General features: G+C 35.1%; 17 protein-coding genes. 7 read left to right on the forward strand and 10 right to left on the reverse strand.

Annotated elements, in window-relative coordinates; all coding sequences use genetic code 11:
• Positions 1–6 precede the first annotated feature (6 nt).
• From PQ463_RS17385 to PQ463_RS17405, 5 genes are all read left to right on the forward strand, one after another.
• On the forward strand, positions 7–1,080 hold the full coding sequence (locus PQ463_RS17385) for a winged helix DNA-binding domain-containing protein (RefSeq protein ID WP_274254756.1): 1,074 nt from the start codon (positions 7–9) through the stop codon (positions 1,078–1,080).
• A 342-nt stretch (positions 1,081–1,422) separates the two neighbouring features.
• Positions 1,423–2,862: a spore maturation protein gene (locus tag PQ463_RS17390; RefSeq protein ID WP_111377754.1), complete on the forward strand. Its 1,440-nt coding sequence runs from the start codon at positions 1,423–1,425 to the stop codon at positions 2,860–2,862.
• Positions 2,863–3,076: 214 nt separating this feature from the next.
• Complete coding sequence (locus tag PQ463_RS17395; protein ID WP_274254757.1) at positions 3,077–3,736, forward strand: hypothetical protein; 660 nt, start codon at positions 3,077–3,079, stop codon at positions 3,734–3,736.
• Between the two features lie 21 nt (positions 3,737–3,757).
• A complete protein-coding gene (locus tag PQ463_RS17400; protein WP_274254758.1) occupies positions 3,758–4,501 on the forward strand; it encodes a hypothetical protein in 744 nt (247 codons plus the stop codon).
• Between the two features lie 79 nt (positions 4,502–4,580).
• Positions 4,581–6,185, forward strand: coding sequence for a fumarate hydratase (locus PQ463_RS17405; protein WP_274254759.1), 1,605 nt, complete (start codon positions 4,581–4,583; stop codon positions 6,183–6,185).
• Between the two features lie 146 nt (positions 6,186–6,331).
• Here PQ463_RS17405 and PQ463_RS17410 read toward each other — a convergent pair whose 3' ends face one another.
• A complete protein-coding gene (locus tag PQ463_RS17410) occupies positions 6,332–6,832 on the reverse strand; it encodes a PAS domain-containing protein (protein WP_274254760.1) in 501 nt (166 codons plus the stop codon).
• 101 nt (positions 6,833–6,933) lie between these two features.
• Positions 6,934–8,016, reverse strand: coding sequence for a DNA polymerase IV (gene dinB / locus PQ463_RS17415; protein WP_274254761.1), 1,083 nt, complete (start codon positions 8,014–8,016; stop codon positions 6,934–6,936).
• 140 nt (positions 8,017–8,156) lie between these two features.
• Between dinB and PQ463_RS17420 the strand changes: the two genes are divergently transcribed.
• Together PQ463_RS17420 and PQ463_RS17425 are read left to right on the forward strand one after the other, a co-directional pair.
• A complete protein-coding gene (locus tag PQ463_RS17420) occupies positions 8,157–8,891 on the forward strand; it encodes a metallophosphoesterase family protein (RefSeq protein ID WP_274254762.1) in 735 nt (244 codons plus the stop codon).
• Between the two features lie 50 nt (positions 8,892–8,941).
• Positions 8,942–9,469, forward strand: coding sequence for a DUF6646 family protein (locus PQ463_RS17425; RefSeq protein WP_111425348.1), 528 nt, complete (start codon positions 8,942–8,944; stop codon positions 9,467–9,469).
• Positions 9,470–9,572: 103 nt separating this feature from the next.
• On the opposite strand, the gene PQ463_RS17430 is transcribed toward PQ463_RS17425, so the two are convergent.
• From PQ463_RS17430 to PQ463_RS17465, 8 genes are all read right to left on the reverse strand, one after another.
• Positions 9,573–12,356 carry a M4 family metallopeptidase gene (locus PQ463_RS17430; protein WP_274254763.1) on the reverse strand — a complete coding sequence of 928 codons (2,784 nt, stop codon included), beginning with the start codon at positions 12,354–12,356 and terminating at the stop codon, positions 9,573–9,575.
• A 375-nt stretch (positions 12,357–12,731) separates the two neighbouring features.
• Positions 12,732–13,163, reverse strand: a complete 432-nt coding sequence (locus PQ463_RS17435; RefSeq protein ID WP_274254764.1) for a hypothetical protein — start codon at positions 13,161–13,163, stop codon at positions 12,732–12,734.
• 162 nt (positions 13,164–13,325) lie between these two features.
• Positions 13,326–13,982: a CoA transferase subunit B gene (locus PQ463_RS17440; RefSeq protein WP_274254765.1), complete on the reverse strand. Its 657-nt coding sequence runs from the start codon at positions 13,980–13,982 to the stop codon at positions 13,326–13,328.
• A 101-nt stretch (positions 13,983–14,083) separates the two neighbouring features.
• Positions 14,084–14,965 (reverse strand): class A beta-lactamase, subclass A2, encoded by an 882-nt coding sequence (gene bla, locus PQ463_RS17445; RefSeq protein WP_274254766.1) that lies wholly within the window; start codon positions 14,963–14,965, stop codon positions 14,084–14,086.
• A 71-nt stretch (positions 14,966–15,036) separates the two neighbouring features.
• Entirely contained in the window at positions 15,037–15,738 is a 702-nt protein-coding gene (locus PQ463_RS17450) for a CoA transferase subunit A (RefSeq protein WP_274254767.1), read from the reverse strand.
• A gap of 165 nt (positions 15,739–15,903) precedes the next feature.
• On the reverse strand, positions 15,904–18,210 hold the full coding sequence (locus tag PQ463_RS17455; RefSeq protein WP_274254768.1) for a penicillin-binding protein 1A: 2,307 nt from the start codon (positions 18,208–18,210) through the stop codon (positions 15,904–15,906).
• Positions 18,211–18,220: 10 nt separating this feature from the next.
• Positions 18,221–18,700: a gliding motility lipoprotein GldH gene (locus tag PQ463_RS17460; protein ID WP_111377678.1), complete on the reverse strand. Its 480-nt coding sequence runs from the start codon at positions 18,698–18,700 to the stop codon at positions 18,221–18,223.
• Positions 18,684–20,084, reverse strand: coding sequence for a PSP1 domain-containing protein (locus PQ463_RS17465; RefSeq protein WP_274254769.1), 1,401 nt, complete (start codon positions 20,082–20,084; stop codon positions 18,684–18,686). The genes PQ463_RS17460 and PQ463_RS17465 overlap by 17 nt, the downstream gene beginning before the upstream one ends.
• Positions 20,085–20,298: the final 214 nt, after the last annotated feature.

Consider the following 20,298-nt stretch of genomic DNA (forward strand, 5'->3'; position numbering starts at 1 on the left):
AAAAAAATGATTCATTCCGAGATTTCACATCATCGTATGGCTTCTCAGAAGCTTTATCAGGAAAATCAATGTTCTCCTGAGGAAATCGTACATCATTTTGGTGCTATGCAAGCTCAAGATTATGCCATGGCAAAATGGGCAATTGGTTCTCGCTGCAATTCTTCTGAAAAAGAAATTGAAGAAGCTGTTAATTCGGGAAAAATCATCCGAACTCATATTCTTCGTCCAACTTGGCACTTCGTATCTTCTGATGATATTTATTGGATGCTTGATCTTTCGGCTCCACAAGTGAAACGCTTTACTGCTTCTGCTGCGAAAAAATTTGATTATGATGAGAAAAAGTTAAATCAAACCAATGCGGCCATCGAGAAATTATTGGCTGGAAATAATCATTTGACTCGGGACGAAATCATGCAAGAACTTGGCATAAAGAAAACTTCAAGTGAAGACTTTTTGAGCGCTGCCATTATGATGAATGCAGAACTGGATGGTTTAGTTTGTAATGGAAGAATGAAAGGCAAACAAATCACTTATGCTTTACTCGAAGAAAGGGTTCAAAAGCCAAAAGCCAAAATGAGTAAAGAAGAAAGTTTAGCCAAACTCGCTCTGCGTTATTTTGAAAGTCACGGCCCAGCAACTTTACTGGATTTTTCGTGGTGGTCTGGTTTTGCGCCAACAATTTGCCAGAAAGCAATTAACGCAATTGAGTTGCAATTGAGCTCAATTACCATTGATAATCAGACTTATTTGTTCTCTAAAAACCGTTCGATCGAGGATAACTTTCCCGAAAGCGTACATTTTCTGCCAGCATTCGACGAAATTTTGATTTCATACAAAACGCGTGAAGTTTCATTTACCGGAAATCATCAATCGAAAACTTTTACCAATAATGGTATTTTTAAACCTGTCATTTTAGAAAATGGAAAAGTAATTGGAATCTGGAAACGAACCATTAAAAAAGATCATGTAAAAATTGAAACGGAGTTTTTTAATGAAACTGCCCGTTCGAAAAAAGAGATTTTGTTTGAAGGAATTAAAGCTTTTGAAACTTATTTGGAAACCAAAGTTGTGATTGAGTAATTAATTTTCAAAAAACAGACAATTTAGATTTCGCCCCGCTGGGGCTCTTTAATTATAACTTGAATGGTTTCTATAAATATTTTGCTCTTCCAGAGCATCTTGATTTGCTTATATTTTATTTTATAAAATTTAAAAAAAGCTCTGGAAGAGCTAAATATTTGTAGCAAATCTAATTTTCCCATTATCAAAAAGCTCCAGCGGAGCGACATGTAAATATTTTGAGACAGCTTAAAAATACAAATACGCAAACATTAGTATCAATCATAATCATAAATACCGCTATTAGCCAAAATATTTATGCATTTTATTGCTAAATAATTACATTTACAAAAAATTACAATTATGGTATTAAGCAGATTTTGGTTAGTTATTTTTATTTCTTCGATTCTTTTTATTGTAGTCAGTCTATTTACTGCCAATACTTATACCATTGATTCTGTTTTAAATGGAAAAAAAGACGATCCTGTTTTAGTTTCTGAAAAATACATCGAGGAGCTTCCCGCCTTCTTAAAAGACAGCATAAAAAAAGCGCCAGATCAGACCATGATCATCAATCGTGATACGCTAAATGCTGACACGACTTATGTTTACAAAAACAAAACTGTAAAAATTTACAGCGGACTTCAAAAATCTGATGGTTTACTGCCGACTTGTAAAAGCACTTTAGTCGATTTGATTTTGCCACTTATAGCTTATTTAGCCTTTTTCTGCGGATTAATGGAACTTTTAATCGTTTCTGGAGCTTCTGGAAACCTAGCCAAAGCTTTAAGTCCAGTGTTTGTAAAGGTATTTCCAAGCATTCCTAAAAATCACCCTTCAATATCCTACATGACCTTAAACTTTGCTGCCAATTTCTTGGGATTGGATTCTGCCGCAACACCATTTGGATTGAAAGCCATGGAAAGTTTACAGGAAATAAACCCTGAAAAAGATAAAGCCAGTGATGCACAAATCATGTTTATGTGTCTTCACGCTTCTGGACTAACTTTAATCGCAACTTCGATTATCGGTTATCGTGCGGCTGCAAATGCTAGCAATCCTGCCGATGTAATGCTGCCATGTATCATTACTTCTTTTATCGGAACTATTGCCGCTTTTTTAATTGTGGGAATCAAACAGAAAATCAATTTCAAAAGCGCTTCTCTTTTAATTGGTTTGATGGGATTAATTGCTGCAATTGTTGGTTTGTTGATGTATGTAAATCATTTAGATTTAATTGGAAAAAACTATTTCACTTCTAACCTTTCTGGATTAATATTATTGGCAATTATTGTATTTACGCTGATTTTTTCTTTCAGACATGAGAAAAAGTTCAGAGAAGCAGACACTACTGTTTTCGATACTTTTGTTGTTGGTGCCAATAACGGAGTTAAAACCGGAGTTACGATTTTCCCTTATGTTTTAGGAATGTTAGTTGCAATTTCTCTATTTAGAAACAGTGGTTTATTCGAAATCATTAGTGATGCCATCGGATTTATCTTTTCGAATCTTGGCGTAAGCAAAGAAATTACCAATGCACTTCCCGTTGCCATGTTGCGTCCGTTTAGTTCTGCAGGTTCAAGAGGTTTCTTAATTGATTCTATGAATACTTTTGGAGCAGATTCTTTGACTGCTAGATTGAGCAGTATTTTCCAATGCAGTGCCGAAAGCACATTTTATGTTATTGCAGTTTATTTTGGTTCTGTAAACATTAAAAATACTCGTTATGCGCTAGGCACGATGCTTTTGGTTGATTTAGTCTGCGTTATTACTGCTATTTTTGTGGCAACTTGGTTTTTCTAAGACAATCTAAAGTATAAAATTGGTCATTTCCTATTTTTCATAAACAACTTTAAAACAACAGATAACATTTGTTGTTTTAAAGTTTTGATATAAGTTACCGGTATGAATCGGACGCATTATCCTACATTATTTTCATATTTTTTATAAAAAACCTCTTATAATTTTATACTTTAGCCTTCTAACATAAATAAAACAATTAAATATTCCCCCAAATATGTTTAAATGGTTTTTAAGTAAAAAAAAGGAATCTAAGAATTCCGAGAAAATCGAATGCGCTGAAGAGCCAAAACCTACAGAAAAAACTGTATCAGCACAAAACAAATTCGACACCAACAAAATGGACTGGCTCATTAATGACTCGCTTCTTGCTTTCATGCCTCGCGAATTATTTATGCACTATTCTGATTCTAACACCGCACCAGATCCTCAGGATCCTTCCTGGCAAAATCAAGGACTGTATTTTTGGAAAGAAAAAGAAGCTTTTGAAAACAAATCGCTCCCTGAGTTTTTTGGAACTATGGACCAGAGGTTATTTCTTATCAACGAAGTGCCAGATTATATTTCGCTAGTTTCAGGAAAAGCGATGCCTTGGTTTGGAATGCCTGGTGGTGGAGAAAAATTCTTTTTCAGGTATGATGAGACTACACCCGTAACTTTAGAAGAAGCCCACAAACTCAATATTATCAATTATGTTGAAATTGTGGAATTGAATCAAGATAATCTGAGTGTTTTAAACGATAGGGATAATTATTGCTTTTTGATTGATCCTTATGAAGTGAAATACGAAGACCAGCTTTTTTATCTTAATGGTGAAAAAATCTCGCTAGCTGAACTTTATCAAAAAAAGAAACTTTTAGTTCTATCTGTTGAATAAAATCACTTTTGAATTATAATTATGAAAATCCACACTCTTTTTTTCCTGCTTATTTTAATAGGATGCCAAAAAACTAAACCTACAGATGCTGCAGCCCCTATTGCAGAAATTATTGAACCGCAAGAAACATTGGAGGTCACAAATGATGAAAAGATCATCAAAACCGACACTGTATCTATTTATACTGACGGAACAGAATCATCCACAGATTATATTCTAGCACATTTGGTAGATCAAGAGGCAGACAAAGACAGTATTGTTACCGTAAAATACCGTTTAGATTTTTACCAAAATAAAGCCAAAACTGCTTCTTCAAAAATTGCAATTAAAGGTTTTCAGAAAGGTTCTGAATGGATGGCGTCTTATGGCTTGACATCTGAAAGTTCAAAAAATTCTCCATTTATACAAATCTCTCTTGGATATCCTGCATGCGGTTATTCTCATGACCACTATCTGTACTACCTAAAAAACAGCGCATTACAATTGGTGCACCAATGGAGCACAATGACTGATAGCGGCTGGGGAAGCTGGGTAGAAATTGAAAATCCTTCAACCAATTCTGATCCGAAATCCTTTTATTGCAAAACTGTTGCGTTTGTGCCTGCAGATGAAGATGAGAATGTAGACATGGGAATTCTTACACACTCAGATTCAATATCTTTCGAATTAAAAGACAGTAAATGGAAAAAGATGCTGCTATCTGTAAAAGACAAACCATACTTCGAAAAAAAGATGACGTTTGATCAATTCAATAGCGTCGAATAAAATCATAAAACTGTCGAAGAGTGTTAATTCAAATTCTTTCTTAGGTAAATAATTTCTAAATTTGTAAAAAAACAAAACAATGATTGATTTTATATACCAAGATCCTTATCCGATCTTAAAGGATGATACGCAGTACCGCAAAATCACTTCTGATTTTGTAAAAGTTGAAAAATTTGGAGAACGTGAAGTTTTAACCGTTGATCCAAAAGGTTTGGAGTTATTGGCTGAAGAAGCTTTGACTGATGTTTCGTTTATGCTGAGAACTTCTCATTTGCAAAAATTGAGAAAAATTCTAGACGATCCAGAAGCAACAGACAATGACCGATTTGTAGCTTACAATTTGCTTCAAAACGCATCTGTAGCTGCCGAAGGTCAGTTACCAAGCTGTCAAGATACGGGAACTGCAATTGTAATGGCCAAAAAAGGAGAAAGCATTTTTACTGGTGTTGACGATGCAGAATGGTTAAGCCGTGGTATTTTCAATACTTACCAGAAAAGAAATTTACGTTATTCTCAGATTGTTCCGATTTCGATGTTTGAAGAAAAGAATTCAGGATCGAATCTTCCGGCTCAGATTGATATTTATGCTAAAAAAGGAATTTCTTATGACTTTTTGTTTATGGCAAAAGGTGGAGGATCTGCAAACAAAACTTATTTATACCAACAGACAAAATCTTTATTAAATGAGAAATCGCTTGACGAATTCATTCGCACCAAAATCAAAGATTTAGGAACTTCTGCTTGTCCTCCATACCACTTAGCTTTGGTTATTGGCGGAACTTCTGCGGAAGCCAACTTAAGCGCTGTTAAAAAAGCTTCTGCTGGATATTATGATCATCTTCCAACTTCTGGAAACATGGCTGGTCAGGCTTTCCGTGATCACGAATGGGAAGAAAGAGTTCAGAAAATCTGCCAGGAAAGTGCCATTGGAGCACAATTTGGAGGAAAATATTTCACACACGACGTGCGTGTAATCCGTTTGCCTCGTCACGCGGCTTCTTGTCCAGTTGGATTAGGAGTTTCTTGTTCTGCAGACAGAAACATTAAAGGAAAAATTACAAAAGACGGAATCTTTGTTGAGCAGTTAGAGGTAAACCCAAAACAATTTTTACCAGAAACGGCTCCACATTTAGAAGCTCCTGTAGAAATTGATTTAGATCAGCCAATGGCAGATATTTTGGCAAAACTGTCTCAATATCCAGTTAAAACTCGTTTAAAGCTAAACGGAACTGTAATTGTTGCTCGAGATATTGCTCACGCAAAAATCAAAGAATTGTTAGACGCTGGAAAACCAATGCCTGACTATTTCAAAAATCATCCAGTATATTATGCTGGTCCAGCAAAAACTCCAGACGGAATGGCTTCTGGAAGTTTCGGACCAACAACTGCTGGCCGTATGGACGTTTATGTGGATGAATTCCAGAAAAATGGCGGAAGTATGATTATGCTGGCTAAAGGAAACCGAACTAAACAAGTTACTGACGCTTGTAACAAATACGGCGGATTCTATTTAGGTTCTATTGGAGGTCCTGCTGCTATTTTGGCTCAAGATAATATCTTAAAAGTAGAAGTTGTTGACTTTGAAGAATTAGGAATGGAAGCAGTTCGTAAAATTACAGTTAAAGATTTCCCTGCATTCATTATTACTGATGATAAAGGAAATGACTTCTTTGCAAACTTGTAATTTTTCTTAACCGCTAAGAGCGCAAGGATTTACACAAAGTTCACAAAGAATTATATAAAACAAAAACCGCCAAAATAGGCGGTTTTTGTTTTTAATCTATAGCGCGCCTTGCGTAAATCCTTGCGCTCTTTGCGGTTAAAATACCATCATGCGCTTAAATCTTGTTTTTCAAAAGCTATAAAATGTGATATCTCGCCTTTTAGATTAAATATTGGCGAAGCATCAATTTTGCATTTATAAGTCTGTCCATTTTTTCGATAATTTTCAAGAGTTTTTGCAAAAGGAATCTGCTTTTTTACGGCTTCTCTTATATCTTTTAAATCTTTTTTGGAAGTTGCTGGGCCTTGAAACATTTTTGGGGTTTTCCCTAAGACTTCTTCCTCTTTGTAACCTGTCATTTTTTTTATTCCGCTTGACGCGAAAACAATTTTCAAATCAAGATCTGTCACCAGAACCACTTCATTTTTGATTCTTTCCTGAATGTTAAGCTTTTTTTCGTCCCAGATAAATTCATTCGAAATTTTGCTTACTCTTTTCAAGTCATCACTTAATCCTTTTAGCTCATTTAGATATTCGTAATGAAAATCCCAAGATAGAATTGGAACTGAATTTCGTTGCAGTGAATCATCAGAATTTTTATTTTTCATATCAAATAATTCAAGAGATTGATAGATCCTTTTACTCAAAGATACAAGAAAAATCCTGTTATAAAAATCTTAGAATCTTAATATACGCTTAATAAGCGTTATCAAAATATAAATTTTAACTGAACGACAACTGCTTTTTTTACTTCGGTATTCAAATTACTCAGTGAAATTCCAAGCAATCTAACAGAATCTTTCATTTTTTCCTGATACAATAGCTCTTCAACATTTTCCATTATCAAACTTTTATCAGAAATAAAATAAGGCAAGGTTTTACTTCTTGTCTGCTGCGTAAAATCGCTGTATTTAATTTTGAGTGTAATGGTTTTCCCCGAAACATTATGCCGTTTTAAACGTTTTTCCAACGAACCAGCAATTCGTTCCAATTGTTCCATCATAAAAATTTCAGAAGACAGATTTACATCAAAAGTGTGTTCTGCTGCTACAGATTTAGCAATTCGGGAAGATTTTACTTCACTATTGTGAATTCCTCTCACGACATGATAATAAAATGCTCCTGATTTTCCGAAATGTTTCTCTAAAAACTCTAAAGACTTACTTTTCAAATCGGTTCCAGTAAAAATCCCGAGCTGATACATTTTTTCTGTAGTAACTTTACCGACTCCATAAAACTTACGAATAGGCAAATCTTCCAAAAAAGCTTCTACTTCGTCAGGATTAACCGTTTTTTGCCCGTTTGGCTTGTTATAATCACTAGCAATTTTGGCCACAAATTTATTGACTGAAATACCTGCAGATGCCGTTAGTCCCACTTCATTAAAAATTCTTGTCCTAATTTCCTGAGCGAGAAGACTTGCGCTTGGATTTCCTTTTTTGTTTTTAGTGACATCCAAATAAGCTTCGTCAAGCGAAAGAGGCTCAACCAAGTCGGTATATTCATGAAAAATTTTATGGATTTTGGATGAAATCTCTTTGTAACGGTCAAATCTTGGTCTGACGAAGATAATTTCTGGACAGTATTTTTTGGCTAAAACTCCGCTAAGAGCACTTCGCACACCAAACTTCCTAGCTTCGTAGCTTGCCGCCGAAACCACGCCTCGATTCTCTGAACCGCCAACTGCAACTGGCTTACCTCTTAGCTCAGGGTTGTCCATCTGCTCTACCGATGCATAAAAAGCATCCATATCAATATGAATAATTTTACGATATGTTGGTGTTTCAGACATATTGCAAATTTACAGAGGAAAACCAATAAAAAAACGCCGTAAATAGTTATAAATCATATCAAATTTTAAAGAATGTGAATTCGATGAGTCCAAACCAATTATTCTTTCTATTTTTGTTCTTCTACTCGAAAAATTAAATAATGCGAACATTTGTTATAGGTGACATTCATGGCGGATTACTTGCACTTGAGCAAGTATTAGCAAGAGCCGAAGTTACTACTGAAGATACTCTAATTTTTTTGGGCGATTACGTTGACGGCTGGAGTCAGTCTGTTGAAGTGATTGACTATTTGATTGATTTAAAAAGCAAACAAAATATCATCTGCATAAGAGGAAACCATGACCAGCTTGCTTTAGAGTGGCTAGAAAACAGACACGATGATCTAGATGAAGAAACATGGTTTAAACATGGCGGAAAAGCTACGGTTGAAGGCTACGCTAAAATCTCGGAAGAGAAAAAGAAAACTCATATCGAATTTCTAGAAAATCTTCAGGATTATTATCTTGACGACCAGAACCGCTTATTTGTGCATGCTGGTTTTACCAATTTAAATGGTGTGAAATGGGAATATTTTTCGAAACTATTCTATTGGGACAGAACACTTTGGGAAACAGCTCTTTCATTAGACCCAAAATTAAAGGAAGACGACATACACTATCCTAAAAGATTTACCGTTTATAAGGAAGTTTATATTGGTCACACCCCAGTTACCCGAATCGGCGAAACGGTTCCTGTGAATAGAGCTTGTGTTTGGAATGTAGATACTGGAGCAGCATTCAGAGGTCCGCTTACAATTTTAAACGTTGACACAAAAGAATACTGGCAAAGTGAACCCTTAAACGAACTCTATTTTAACGAAAAAGGTAGGAATTAGTTTATTTAAAACATTACATTTGCTGCCACAATAATTAATATTAAATTTTTATGAAAAAGGTTATTACACTTTTGTTTTTAGTGACATTCGGATTTGTTAATGCTCAAGAAGCTTTCAAAGGAAAGGGAGATATTAAAGTAAACGTAGGTGCTAATTTACAAGATGGTGGTTCTGGAATTCAAGGTTCTGTTGATTTTGGTTTAGGAGAAAATTTCTCTTTTGGTTTTGTTGCTAATTATATCCTAGGATTTGATAATTTTAATGGTTACTACCACGGAAGTTCAGATCTTTATCACGATGCTGACCCAGATTTCTCAGATCGTTTTGATGCAAAAGCAAGAATCAATGCTAACTTATCTAGCGTAATTGGCGTAAAAGAATTAGACGTTTATCCTGGATTAAGCTTAGGTTTGCATAATTTCGGAGGTCATGTTGGAGGTCGTTATTTCTTCACTGACGGATTTGGTGTTTTCACAGAAATCGGATTCCCAATTGCAAAATACGGTTCAAACAATGATCCTTTTTATCATTTGAATAATCAAGCGACTTTTAGTTTAGGAGCTTCGTTTAATTTATAATTCTTAAAGTTACTGAGACACTAAGATTCTAAGTTGCTAAGATTTAAAAAAAGTAAAAACCGCTCATTTGAGCGGTTTTTTTGTTATAGAAAGGTCTAGCTTCTTATTTCTTAATAAATTTCTTAGCGACTCTTTTACTGCCGTTATTTAATTCTATAATGTAAACTCCAGTACTTAATGCACTAACATTTATTGGGTTTCCAGAAATTTGTCCTGTGCTAATTTGCTGACCCAATGTATTTGTGATTCTAAATGTAAATCCTGCACTATCCGATAATGAAACATTAAGTTCGTCCTTTACTGGATTTGGATACAATGCTAAACTTGATATTTCTGTGGTTTCAAGCAAACCAGCCGTGATGTTCTCATTAGCAATTGCTCCCGATGCCGTTATATTTATAGAATAATCTTCAACTTGTCCATAAGAAAAACTTTCGCAAGATGTTGGAATTCCATTATATTTCATAGAAACTCTAAGTCTTGTTGTTCCAAGAGTTGCTGTTGCAGGAATTGTTATACTTCCCGATGCTGAAGTTGCTGTTGATGTAGCTTTTGTCCAAACCGTTTCGCCAGAATCTGCAAAATCACCATCTTGATTATAATCTATAAACACAGCATATCCTTCACTATAAACTGTAGATGTCCAGCTCGGCGTGATCGTAATTGTATATGCAGTTCCTCTTGTGGCATTTGTCGAAATTGAAGTATAATTTTCATAGCCTGCTGTTCCAGTAGATGTATTATTGATTGTGCCGAATACAACTTTACCAATTCTTTCGTCTGCAGTACTATTACCCTGAGATGTACAATATGTTAGTGCCGCAGAAGTAGTTGTAACATTTACTGTGTTACTTGCCGCTGAAACATTTCCTGCAGCATCTTTAGCTTTTACACTAAAACTATAAGCTGTTAATGCTGTTAAACCAGTTACGGTATAACTTGTTGTTGTAGACGAACCTTTTAATGTTGTTCCTTGGTAAATATCATACCCTGTAACAGCTACATTATCTGTTGATGCTGTCCACGTTAAATTAGTCGTTGTCCCTGTAGTACCAGAAGCAGCAAGACTTGTTGGAGTTGTAGGTACAACAGTATCACTAGATCCTACATAAGCAGCACCAACACCTACTGCATAAAATGCATTGGTTGTCGCTATAACTTCAGCCGAACCTGCACCATATAGATCAATTGCAGATTGTATTCCTGATGTTCTTGCATTTGCATAAGTAGAATTTGCGGTTAAATACACGCTCTCTAAACGAAAAGCAATTTTTGCCGCTTTATCGATAGTTATACCTGTCACATTATATGCGCTTCCAATATCATTTGTACCTGATTTACCAACTGATAAAATATAAAACCAGTGATTCAGAACTCCTGAATTGGTATGAACACCACAATAATCATTACTGCTAGTTGGTGTACAGCTTTGGCTCACCCAATTGGTTCCTCCATAAGTATCTGGTTGCCCTTCTGATTTTGGATTACTCATAGAACGCAAAGCAAGATGTCCTGTTCTTCTTTCGATATCTTCCCCCACTAACCATGTAGATTTTGTTGGTGCAGCGCGATATTCAATACAAGCTCCCCAAATATCCGAGAAACCTTCATTCATTGCTCCTGATTCTTTTTGATAAGCAAGATTTGCCGTATAAGTACAAACTGCATGTCCTATTTCATGTCCAGCAACATCAAGTGCCGTCAAGATATCAAATCCTCCAGTTCCAGTTCCGTCACCATAAGTCATAACGCTTCCGTTCCAGAATGCATTATTATTATTTGGATATCCAGCGGCCACTAAATTGTAGTGAACATAACTTTTAATTTTTGCTCCGGCATTGTCATAACTGTTTCTTCCATGAACAGCAGACCAATAATCATAAGTCATTTCAGCCCCCCAATGTGCATCTAATGCTCCATTATCTTTATTCGTATTATTATATTCTGCAGCTGTCCAATTATTATCAGCGTCTGTAAAATTGGTTGTGGGATATGTCGCTGTTCTTGCAGAATTATAGGTTTGAATTCCATTTCCTCGAGTTCCATCAGATAAAATATAAGAAGATCCACTTAGAGTAGTCTGAATGGTCTGAGTTCCGCTATAACGTGTCGCTGCATTTGCAGAAACAATTGCAGCTTTTGCGTTAGCCATTTCCTTTTGATTTGCATTAGCAGATTCCAATTTTCCTCCGTGACTATGTTCTCCAAGGTGTTTTATAGTAGCGTTATAAAACAAGACTTTTCCATTTTCAGCGTCGATATAGAGATCACCTCTGCTTAACGGATTTGTAGCATAGATATCAAACTTATAAGCCAATCTAACCTTATCTGATTTTCTATCCTCTCCCTGCTCTTCCATATCTGGCAATAAAACCAATTCTCCTTTTGGTTTTTCATAGTCCATTGCCGCAGCATCTTCAGGCTTTTCCCATAAGTATTCTTTTGCTCCCGTGTAAGCGATCGCTTGAGCAAAGGCATCCTGACTTGATAATTTAGGAGTCGTTTTTACATTTTTAAAAGCATAAAACTCGCCATTCATAGAAACTAATTTGCCTTCTTTAGAATGTAATGAATAATTGGCAAATTCTACTTTGATTCCCTGTTCATACAACTGAAACTTTTCATGAGTAAAACCCTCTCTGTCTGATTCGGTTTTAACTTTCAAAAAAGACTGGTTCTCTTTTAATCCAAGTTGCTCTTTAAAAACAGTATTGTAATCTGTTCCCTTGTAGGTAGATTTATCACTAAAAGTGATTAGACTTGGTTGTCCATTTTCTGATAAATTTTTCTGACTTACGCGCTTGTCTGTATTCTGAGCAAATACAGGCGCTGAAAATGTAAGAATAATAACGGCTGACGCCATAATTTTAGGTAATTTTCTTTCCATAATAATGTGGTATTTAAATTTGGTTAAATGGATTACAAACAAAATATTTAATGTAAGTAAATACTTTATTTTAATGTAAAAATATTTTATTTGTGTTATATTATCGATGAAATTTGCCTTTAATCGATAAAAAGCAACATTTTTTACATTAATTCCATTTTTATTTAACAAACTGTAATAATCTTGTAATAAAACAGCTATAAAACCAATTATTTGATTGATTAATAAATACTTACATATAAAACCACGTATTAAACCTTATATAATTTATTAAAACCAACAGCTACAAATCCTTTAATTAATTCCTACAAAAAAAGCCAGCTCTTTTAAAAGCTGGCCTTGAGCGGTTTTTTCTTTTTATACTTGATTTGGAGTTTATGATCTGCTGAACTTTCTTTTTAAAGTAGCCATAAACTCATTAAGTGTGATTCCATCATCTTCTATTGAATCAACGTCTGCCGATAACTCTGAAACGTCTTTTTTTCTATAAGGAAGCAATAAAGAAAAACACCACATATTTCCTCTTCCGTCTGAAAATGAGACTAAGATGAAATACATTGCCAAAACTCTAACAAAAGCAAAGAACTTTCGAAAACCTTTACTTAAACCATATTTTCTATTTTCTTTGAAATCTCTAATAGAAAAATATAATAATTGAACTATAAAAACTGGTATAAGAACATTAGAAAGATATAATAAACTCCGAATGTCTATCAAAAACATGAGTAGCGCAATTAAAATTGAGGTTGCTGCATTTATTATAAACAAATAACTTCCCCATTTAACATCAATTTCAAACTTTTCCAAAGGCGTATTTTTTTAAATCATAGCAAATGTAAATAAAAGACTATTTAAATTCTTCGAGATTGATTAAAATAAAAAGAGAACCTTCCCTTAAGAAAGTTCTCTTATCTAAATTTATTTTTAGCACTTCAACTTTGAGCCTCTGCACCTTTGAGCCTTTGAACCTTAAAAAACCATCTCAGGAATTTCACCTTCAATAATCAAATCAGCTTCAGTTGAAGCGATGATGTGCTCGACTGAGACACCTGGCGCGCGTTCTAAGAGCTTAAAACCTTTTTCTGTTACTTCCAGAACTGCAAGCTCAGTTACAACCTTTTTAACGCATTCTACGCCCGTTAATGGCAAAGTACATCTTTTTAAGATTTTTGACTCACCGGCTTTGTTTACATGCATCATGGCAACAATGATATTTTCGGCAGAAGCTACCAAATCCATTGCGCCTCCCATTCCTTTTACCATTTTGCCTGGAATTTTCCAGTTGGCGATGTCTCCGTTTTCAGAAACCTCCATTGCTCCTAGAATCGTCAAATCTACTTTCTGGCTTCTGATCATTCCGAAACTGAAAGCCGAATCAAAGAAACTTGCTCCCGGAAGTGTCGTAATGGTTTGTTTTCCCGCATTAATAATATCAGCATCTTCTTCTCCTTCAAAAGGAAAAGGCCCCATTCCAAGAACTCCATTTTCACTTTGAAATTCTACTGCAATATCTTCTCGAACATAATTCGCTACCAAAGTTGGAATCCCAATACCTAGATTCACGAAATAACGGTCTTTTACCTCTTTTGCAATTCGCTTTGCTATATCTTCTTTACTAAGTGCCATAATTTTTTAATGTGTCTTTTTAATGTGCCAATTAGTCAATTTGATAATTAGAAAATGCTTAACACGATCTAAATTAATTATCTAATTGGCACATTGTCTAATTATCTAATAAAATAATCCCAAACTGCTTTTGTTAGGTCCGCTATTATTTTTTCTGTATCCCCTCTTTTCTCTGTAATATCTTTCAAGTAAACCGACAGAATGAAATGTTTTCCGTTTGGAAGCTTTACAATTCCAATGTCATTCATTGCTACTCTCAGATTCGCATCATTAGTGCCCGAAATTCCAGTTCTATGTGCTAATTCGGTGTTTTCAGGAAGTCCAGCTTTCATCCAAGTAAGACCTCTTGAAGTTTCAAACATTATTTGATACAAATACTTTGTCGTTTCTTGTTTTAAAATTTCGCCTTTAAAAAACTTTTCAAGCAATTCTGTTGTTGCTATCGGAGTTGTGGTATTGACATAAAGATTTTTCCACGTCTTCATTTGGTCTTCGTTCATCTTAATAACGAAATCCTTGATACCTTGCTCATTTATAAACTTTTGAATGTACTTTGTACCTCCGACTAAATTGATCAAAATGTCGCATCCGTTATTGTCACTATGCGAAACCGTGTAGCGAAGTATTTTATCTAAAGTCAAATTTACATTTCCCTCTGGATAATCTACTTTCATCGGACTCCACGTATCTTCTTTTAAATCTTTCTTTTTTATAAAGATTTCCTGAGTAAGATTAAGTTTTCCTTCATCGACTTTATGCAAAACTGCCAAAGCAATATGAAATTTAAACACACTCATCATTGGCATTTTTAAATTTCCATTGATGCTCAAAGTATCCTTATCTTCAATACCTTTCATAGAAAGACCTAAAGTTGCACTTTTATTCGAAATAATTTGATGTAATTGATTTCGAAGTTCATTTGTACCTTGAGAAAAAACTTGAAACGATAAGAACGAAAAAAGAACTATGCTAAATTTAGTCATATTTTTAATGTGTCAATTTGATAATTAGATAATGCCAAAACAATTATCTAATTGCCTCATTTTCTAATTATCTAATTTCTAGCTCTTACAGTTCGTTGTTCAATTCGTTTCTCAAATTTTTCTCCTTGAAAGATACGCTGTACCATGATTCCCGGAATATGAATCTGATTTGGATCTAAAGTCCCAACTGGAACCAATTCTTCTACTTCTGCAATTGTAATTTTCCCAGCTCCAGCCATACAAGCATTGAAATTTCTGGCTGTTCCTTTAAAAATTAGATTTCCAGCTTCGTCTCCTTTCCAAGCTTTTACGATTGCAAAATCGGCTTTGAAAGCTTCTTCCATAATGTGCATTTTTCCGTTGAATTCACGTGCTTCTTTTCCTTCTGCCACTTCAGTTCCATAACCTGCTGGAGTAAAGAATGCAGGTATTCCTGCTTGAGCTGCACGACAGCGTTCTGCAAGAGTTCCTTGCGGTGTCAATTCAACTTCTAATTCTCCCGAAAGCATCTGACGCTCGAATTCCGCATTTTCTCCCACATACGAAGAAATCATTTTTTTGATCTGTTTTTTCTGCAACAACAATCCTAAACCAAAATCATCGACTCCCGCATTATTTGAAATACAGGTTAAATCTGAAATTGATGTATTTACCAACGCTGCAATTGTATTTTCAGGAATACCACATAATCCGAAACCGCCAAACATGATGGTCATGCCGTTTTGAATTCCTTCAATAGCATCCTGAACGCTATTTACTTTTTTTGTTATCATAACAAACTATCTTTATTGCTGAATATTTTTGATAAAAATAAGATTTTTAGATTAAATTATAACGATTTCGTAAAAATAAAACCAAAAGAAAAATCCCTTTACAAATCTTTCAAAAGACTAGTAAAGGGATTGATATACAACTAGATAAGTGTTATCGCAACAATGTTACAATTCAAACTCGTCAGTATTTTGTTCAGTTTGCGTAGTGTCTTTTACGACGGCTGGTCTTTGATAGCAATCTACTTTAATAGAAAGGTTTGCTGGACGCTCAAATTCAGATTTTGAAATCTGAAGATCTTTATCGGCGTAGCACTTTTTCATATAATAACCCCAAACTGGTAAAGCTGCTGTAGCTCCTTGTCCGTAAGTCAAGCTTTTGAAACGCGCTGAACGATCCTCGCATCCAACCCAAACTCCCGTTACTAAATTCGGAACCATTCCCATAAACCAACCATCAGACTGGTTTTGTGTTGTTCCTGTTTTACCAGCAATTGGGTTTGTAAACATGTATGGATATCCTGTCCAACGGTTATCTCCGCTTCCACCGCCTTGCGTACGTAAACGCACACCAGAACCACTTTCTGTTACCCCTTGAAGCAATTTGATTACTGCAAAAGCAATATCTTTATTTAAAACGTCGTGAGACTCAGGAATCGGCTCATAAATAACCTCACCGCTTTTATTCTCAATTCTGCTTAAAAACTGTGGCTTTACATAAACTCCTTGGTTTGCAAATGTGCTATACGCCGCAACCATATCTTCAACCGTAATATCAACCGCGCCTAAGGCAATTGAAGGCTGTACTGGAATTTCTGTTTTTACTCCTAATTTCTTCGTCAATTCTACAACAGCTTCTGGACCTGTTCTATCAATTAATTTAGCAGAAACAGTATTAATAGAACCAGCCAAAGCTTGTTTTAAAGTTACCATACCACGGTAAGTATGGTTTGAGTTTCTTGGCTCCCAATCTTCTGTTACGTGGTGACGCCCTTTATGAATCATAAACGGTCCGTCCAAAATAGAATCACAAGGAGACATATTCAATTCTTCGATTGCTGTTGCATAAACGAAAGGCTTGAAAGTAGAACCAACCTGTCTTGCTCCTTGTCCTACGTGATCGTATTGGAAATATTTATAGTTGATTCCTCCAACCCAAGCTTTAATTGCACCCGTTTGAGGCTCCATCGACATTAAACCAGATTGTAAAAAGTGCTTGTAGTAACGAATAGAATCTAACGGCGTCATTACTGTATCTCTTTCTCCTTTCCAAGTAAAGACACGCATCTTTGTTTTTACTTTAAATGAAGCAATAATATCATCTTCGCTTTTATCCATTTCTTTCATCTGAGCCCAGCGAACAGAATTCTTCATCGCCTGCATCATGATTCTATCTGTCTCAGCTTGTGTAATGTTTACAAAAGGAGCATTTTTATTGTTTTTTTGATCAATATAAAACTGTTGCTGAAGATTTTGCATGTGTGCTGCAACCGCTTCTTCAGCATAAGTTTGCATTCTAGAATCTATCGTAGTATAGATTTTAAGACCGTCTTTGTAAATATCGTAGTCAGATCCGTCTGGTTTTTTGTTTTCTGCTACCCATTTCTTCATGTAATCACGAAGATATTCTCTAAAATAAGTCGCTATACCTTCACGGTGGCTTTCTAGCTTAAATTTCAAAGTAATTGGCAAAGCTTGAAGTCTTTCTTTTTCAGCTTCCGAAATCATTTTTGCTTTTGCCATTTGAGATAAAACCACATTACGGCGGTTCTTTACTCCCTCTGGATTTCTAACGGGATTGTATAAACCTGAGTTTTTGAACATTCCAACCAAAATAGCAGATTCGTCAACTGTCAAATCTTTTGGATCTTTAGAAAAATAAGTTTGCGCCGCAGAACTTACTCCGACAGAATAATTTCCGAAGTCATAGACATTACAGTACATTGCTAGGATTTCATTCTTGGTATATTGTCTTTCCAGACGAATGGCAATAATCCATTCTTTAATTTTTTGTACAATCCTAAAAGGAAGAAATTTAGATCCTTCACCATGAAACAACTGTTTTGCAAGCTGTTGCGTCAATGTACTTGCACCTCCGTTTGTTCCTAAACTAAAAACGGCTCTTAAAGTTCCGCGTCCATCAATTCCTGAATGTTCATAGAAACGTGCATCTTCAGTTGCAACAAGCGCTTCAACCAGATTTTTTGGTAAATCTGAATATTTAAGCTGAGATCTATTGGTTTTGAAATATTTACCTAATACTACTCCGTCAGAAGAAATAATCTCTGTCGCAAGGTTTGAATCTGGATTTTCTAAATCTTCAAACGAAGGCATAGAGCCAAATAAACCCCATGAAGCAAATAAGAAGAAAGCTAAAACTCCTAATAAAGAGTAAGCAAATACCCTCCAGAATTTCTTCTTGTAATAATTAATATCCTTAGTTTTATTTGATGGATTGTTTTTTTTAGCAGCCATAACTATTTTTCTAATCTTTTTGTTCTATTCTAAAACCAACGTCTGTAATTCCTTGTAAAGCTTCAACACCAGGAATTTTACCTGATTGTCTAACAGCTTGTTTGATATGAACTTTATATTTTCCTGTAAATTTTACATCTTCTTTGTAAAAGAGCTTACTTTCTTTTATATCCGAAAATCCGTTTCCTAATAAAGTCCCGTCTGGCGCTGCCATTTGATATTCTAACGTATCTACTTTTGTGAAACCGCTTGGGGTTTCTAAAGCTACAATCAAAAACAAATTATTAAACGGATAATTGTTGTTGTCTCGTATGTTTACAAAGGCATTGTATTTTTTTGTAGAATCTAAAACCGGTAGATCAAAGCTTATAATACTGTCTTTATGCCACGCACTTCCAACAGATTTATACTCATCAAATACTCTTTTTTTATCACAAGAAAAAAGAAGTATTGCTGCCAAGAGAAGAATTCCGCTATTTTTTATTCTCATTTTTAGTATTCGTTATTGGTTTTCTAGGTTCAGCAGGTTTATTTTCATTTGAATTTTGCTTATTCGGATTGTTTTTATTCGAATTATGCTTTTTCTTATGATTTGGCTTATTTGAATTGTTTGGTTTAGTCCCAGGATTACCATTATTCGCATTTCCAGCGTTGTTTGGATTATTATTCCCTGCTGGTTTTGCTGTATTAGTGTTTTTCTCTTGCTGTGGTTTTACAGGAGCTACAACACCAGCCGCTTCTGCATTTTGTTTGCGTTTACGGTTTGGTTTTTTCTTTCTTTTTGGCTGGTCAAAACGAGTTAAACTCTCTTGTCCCATTGCATTATTGAAATCTTTTTCTGGTTCTGCAACTACCTCAACAGCAAAATCTTCTAAAGAAGAAACTTTGTTTTTCAGCTTGTTTTCGGCAATAATTTCTTTTACCTGATCAATTTTTAAAACGTGCCAGTTTGCGAAATTATTGGTGTAAGCAAACCACATTAATCCTTTAAAAATATCTTGTTTTTGGCAAACTGCATCTCCTTTTTCCGTGATCAATTTTGTATCGTAATCAGGAAAATCCTTTAATGCATCCATGTAAGTGTCTAACTCATAGTTTAGACAGCATTTTAATTTTCCGCATTGCCCCGCTAATTTCTGTGGATTCAATGACAACTGCTGGTAACGAGCTGCGGAAGTATTTACACTTCTAAAATCTGTTAACCAAGTCGAACAGCAAAGTTCACGTCCGCAAGAACCAACTCCACCCAAACGAGCTGCTTCCTGACGGAAACCAACTTGTTTCATTTCTACTCTAGTGCTAAATTCTTTAGCAAAATCTTTAATAAGCATTCTAAAATCGACACGATCATTTGCTGTGTAGTAAAAAGTTGCTTTAGATCCGTCTCCTTGAAATTCGATATCCGAAATTTTCATTTCCAGCTTATGCTGAATTGCCAATTCACGTGCGCGAACTTTCATTGGTTCTTCACGATCACGGGCAACAGACCAGATATCGATATCTTTTTGAGATGCTTTTCTGTAAATTTTTGGAACGTCATTACTTTCGTAATTGACTCCTTTTTTCTTCATTTGAATCTTTACCAATTCTCCTGTAAGAGTCACAATTCCAATATCATGTCCTGGCGAAGCAACAGTTGCTACAATATCGCCAATACTTAAAGTTAATTTCTCTGAATTTCTAAAAAATTCCTTGCGTCCGTTCTTAAAACGAACCTCAACACAATCAAAAATCGCCTCTCCATTAGACGGACTCATATTAGAAAGCCAGTCAAAAACCGTCAATTTATTGCAGCTATCGGTGCCGCAAGTCCCATTATTTTTACAACCTTTTGGTGCGCCACCGTCTGAGGTTGAACAACTTGTACATGCCATAATTATATATGTAGTGCTGCCAGAATGCAGCTTAAGTTCATAAACGTTTGATCGGTAAAGATAGTATTTTTTTTATTTTGCTTTTTATGGATTAAAACTAATGGTTTGTTAAATAAAAAATGAATTGATTTATAAATAAAATTCGATTCAAAAAAAAGGAGTTTATTCTTACTTATTTACAAAAAAGCCTGCAAACAACGTTTTCTGTCTGTTA

The organism is Flavobacterium sp. KACC 22763 (assembly GCF_028736155.1).
Lineage (GTDB): Bacteria > Bacteroidota > Bacteroidia > Flavobacteriales > Flavobacteriaceae > Flavobacterium.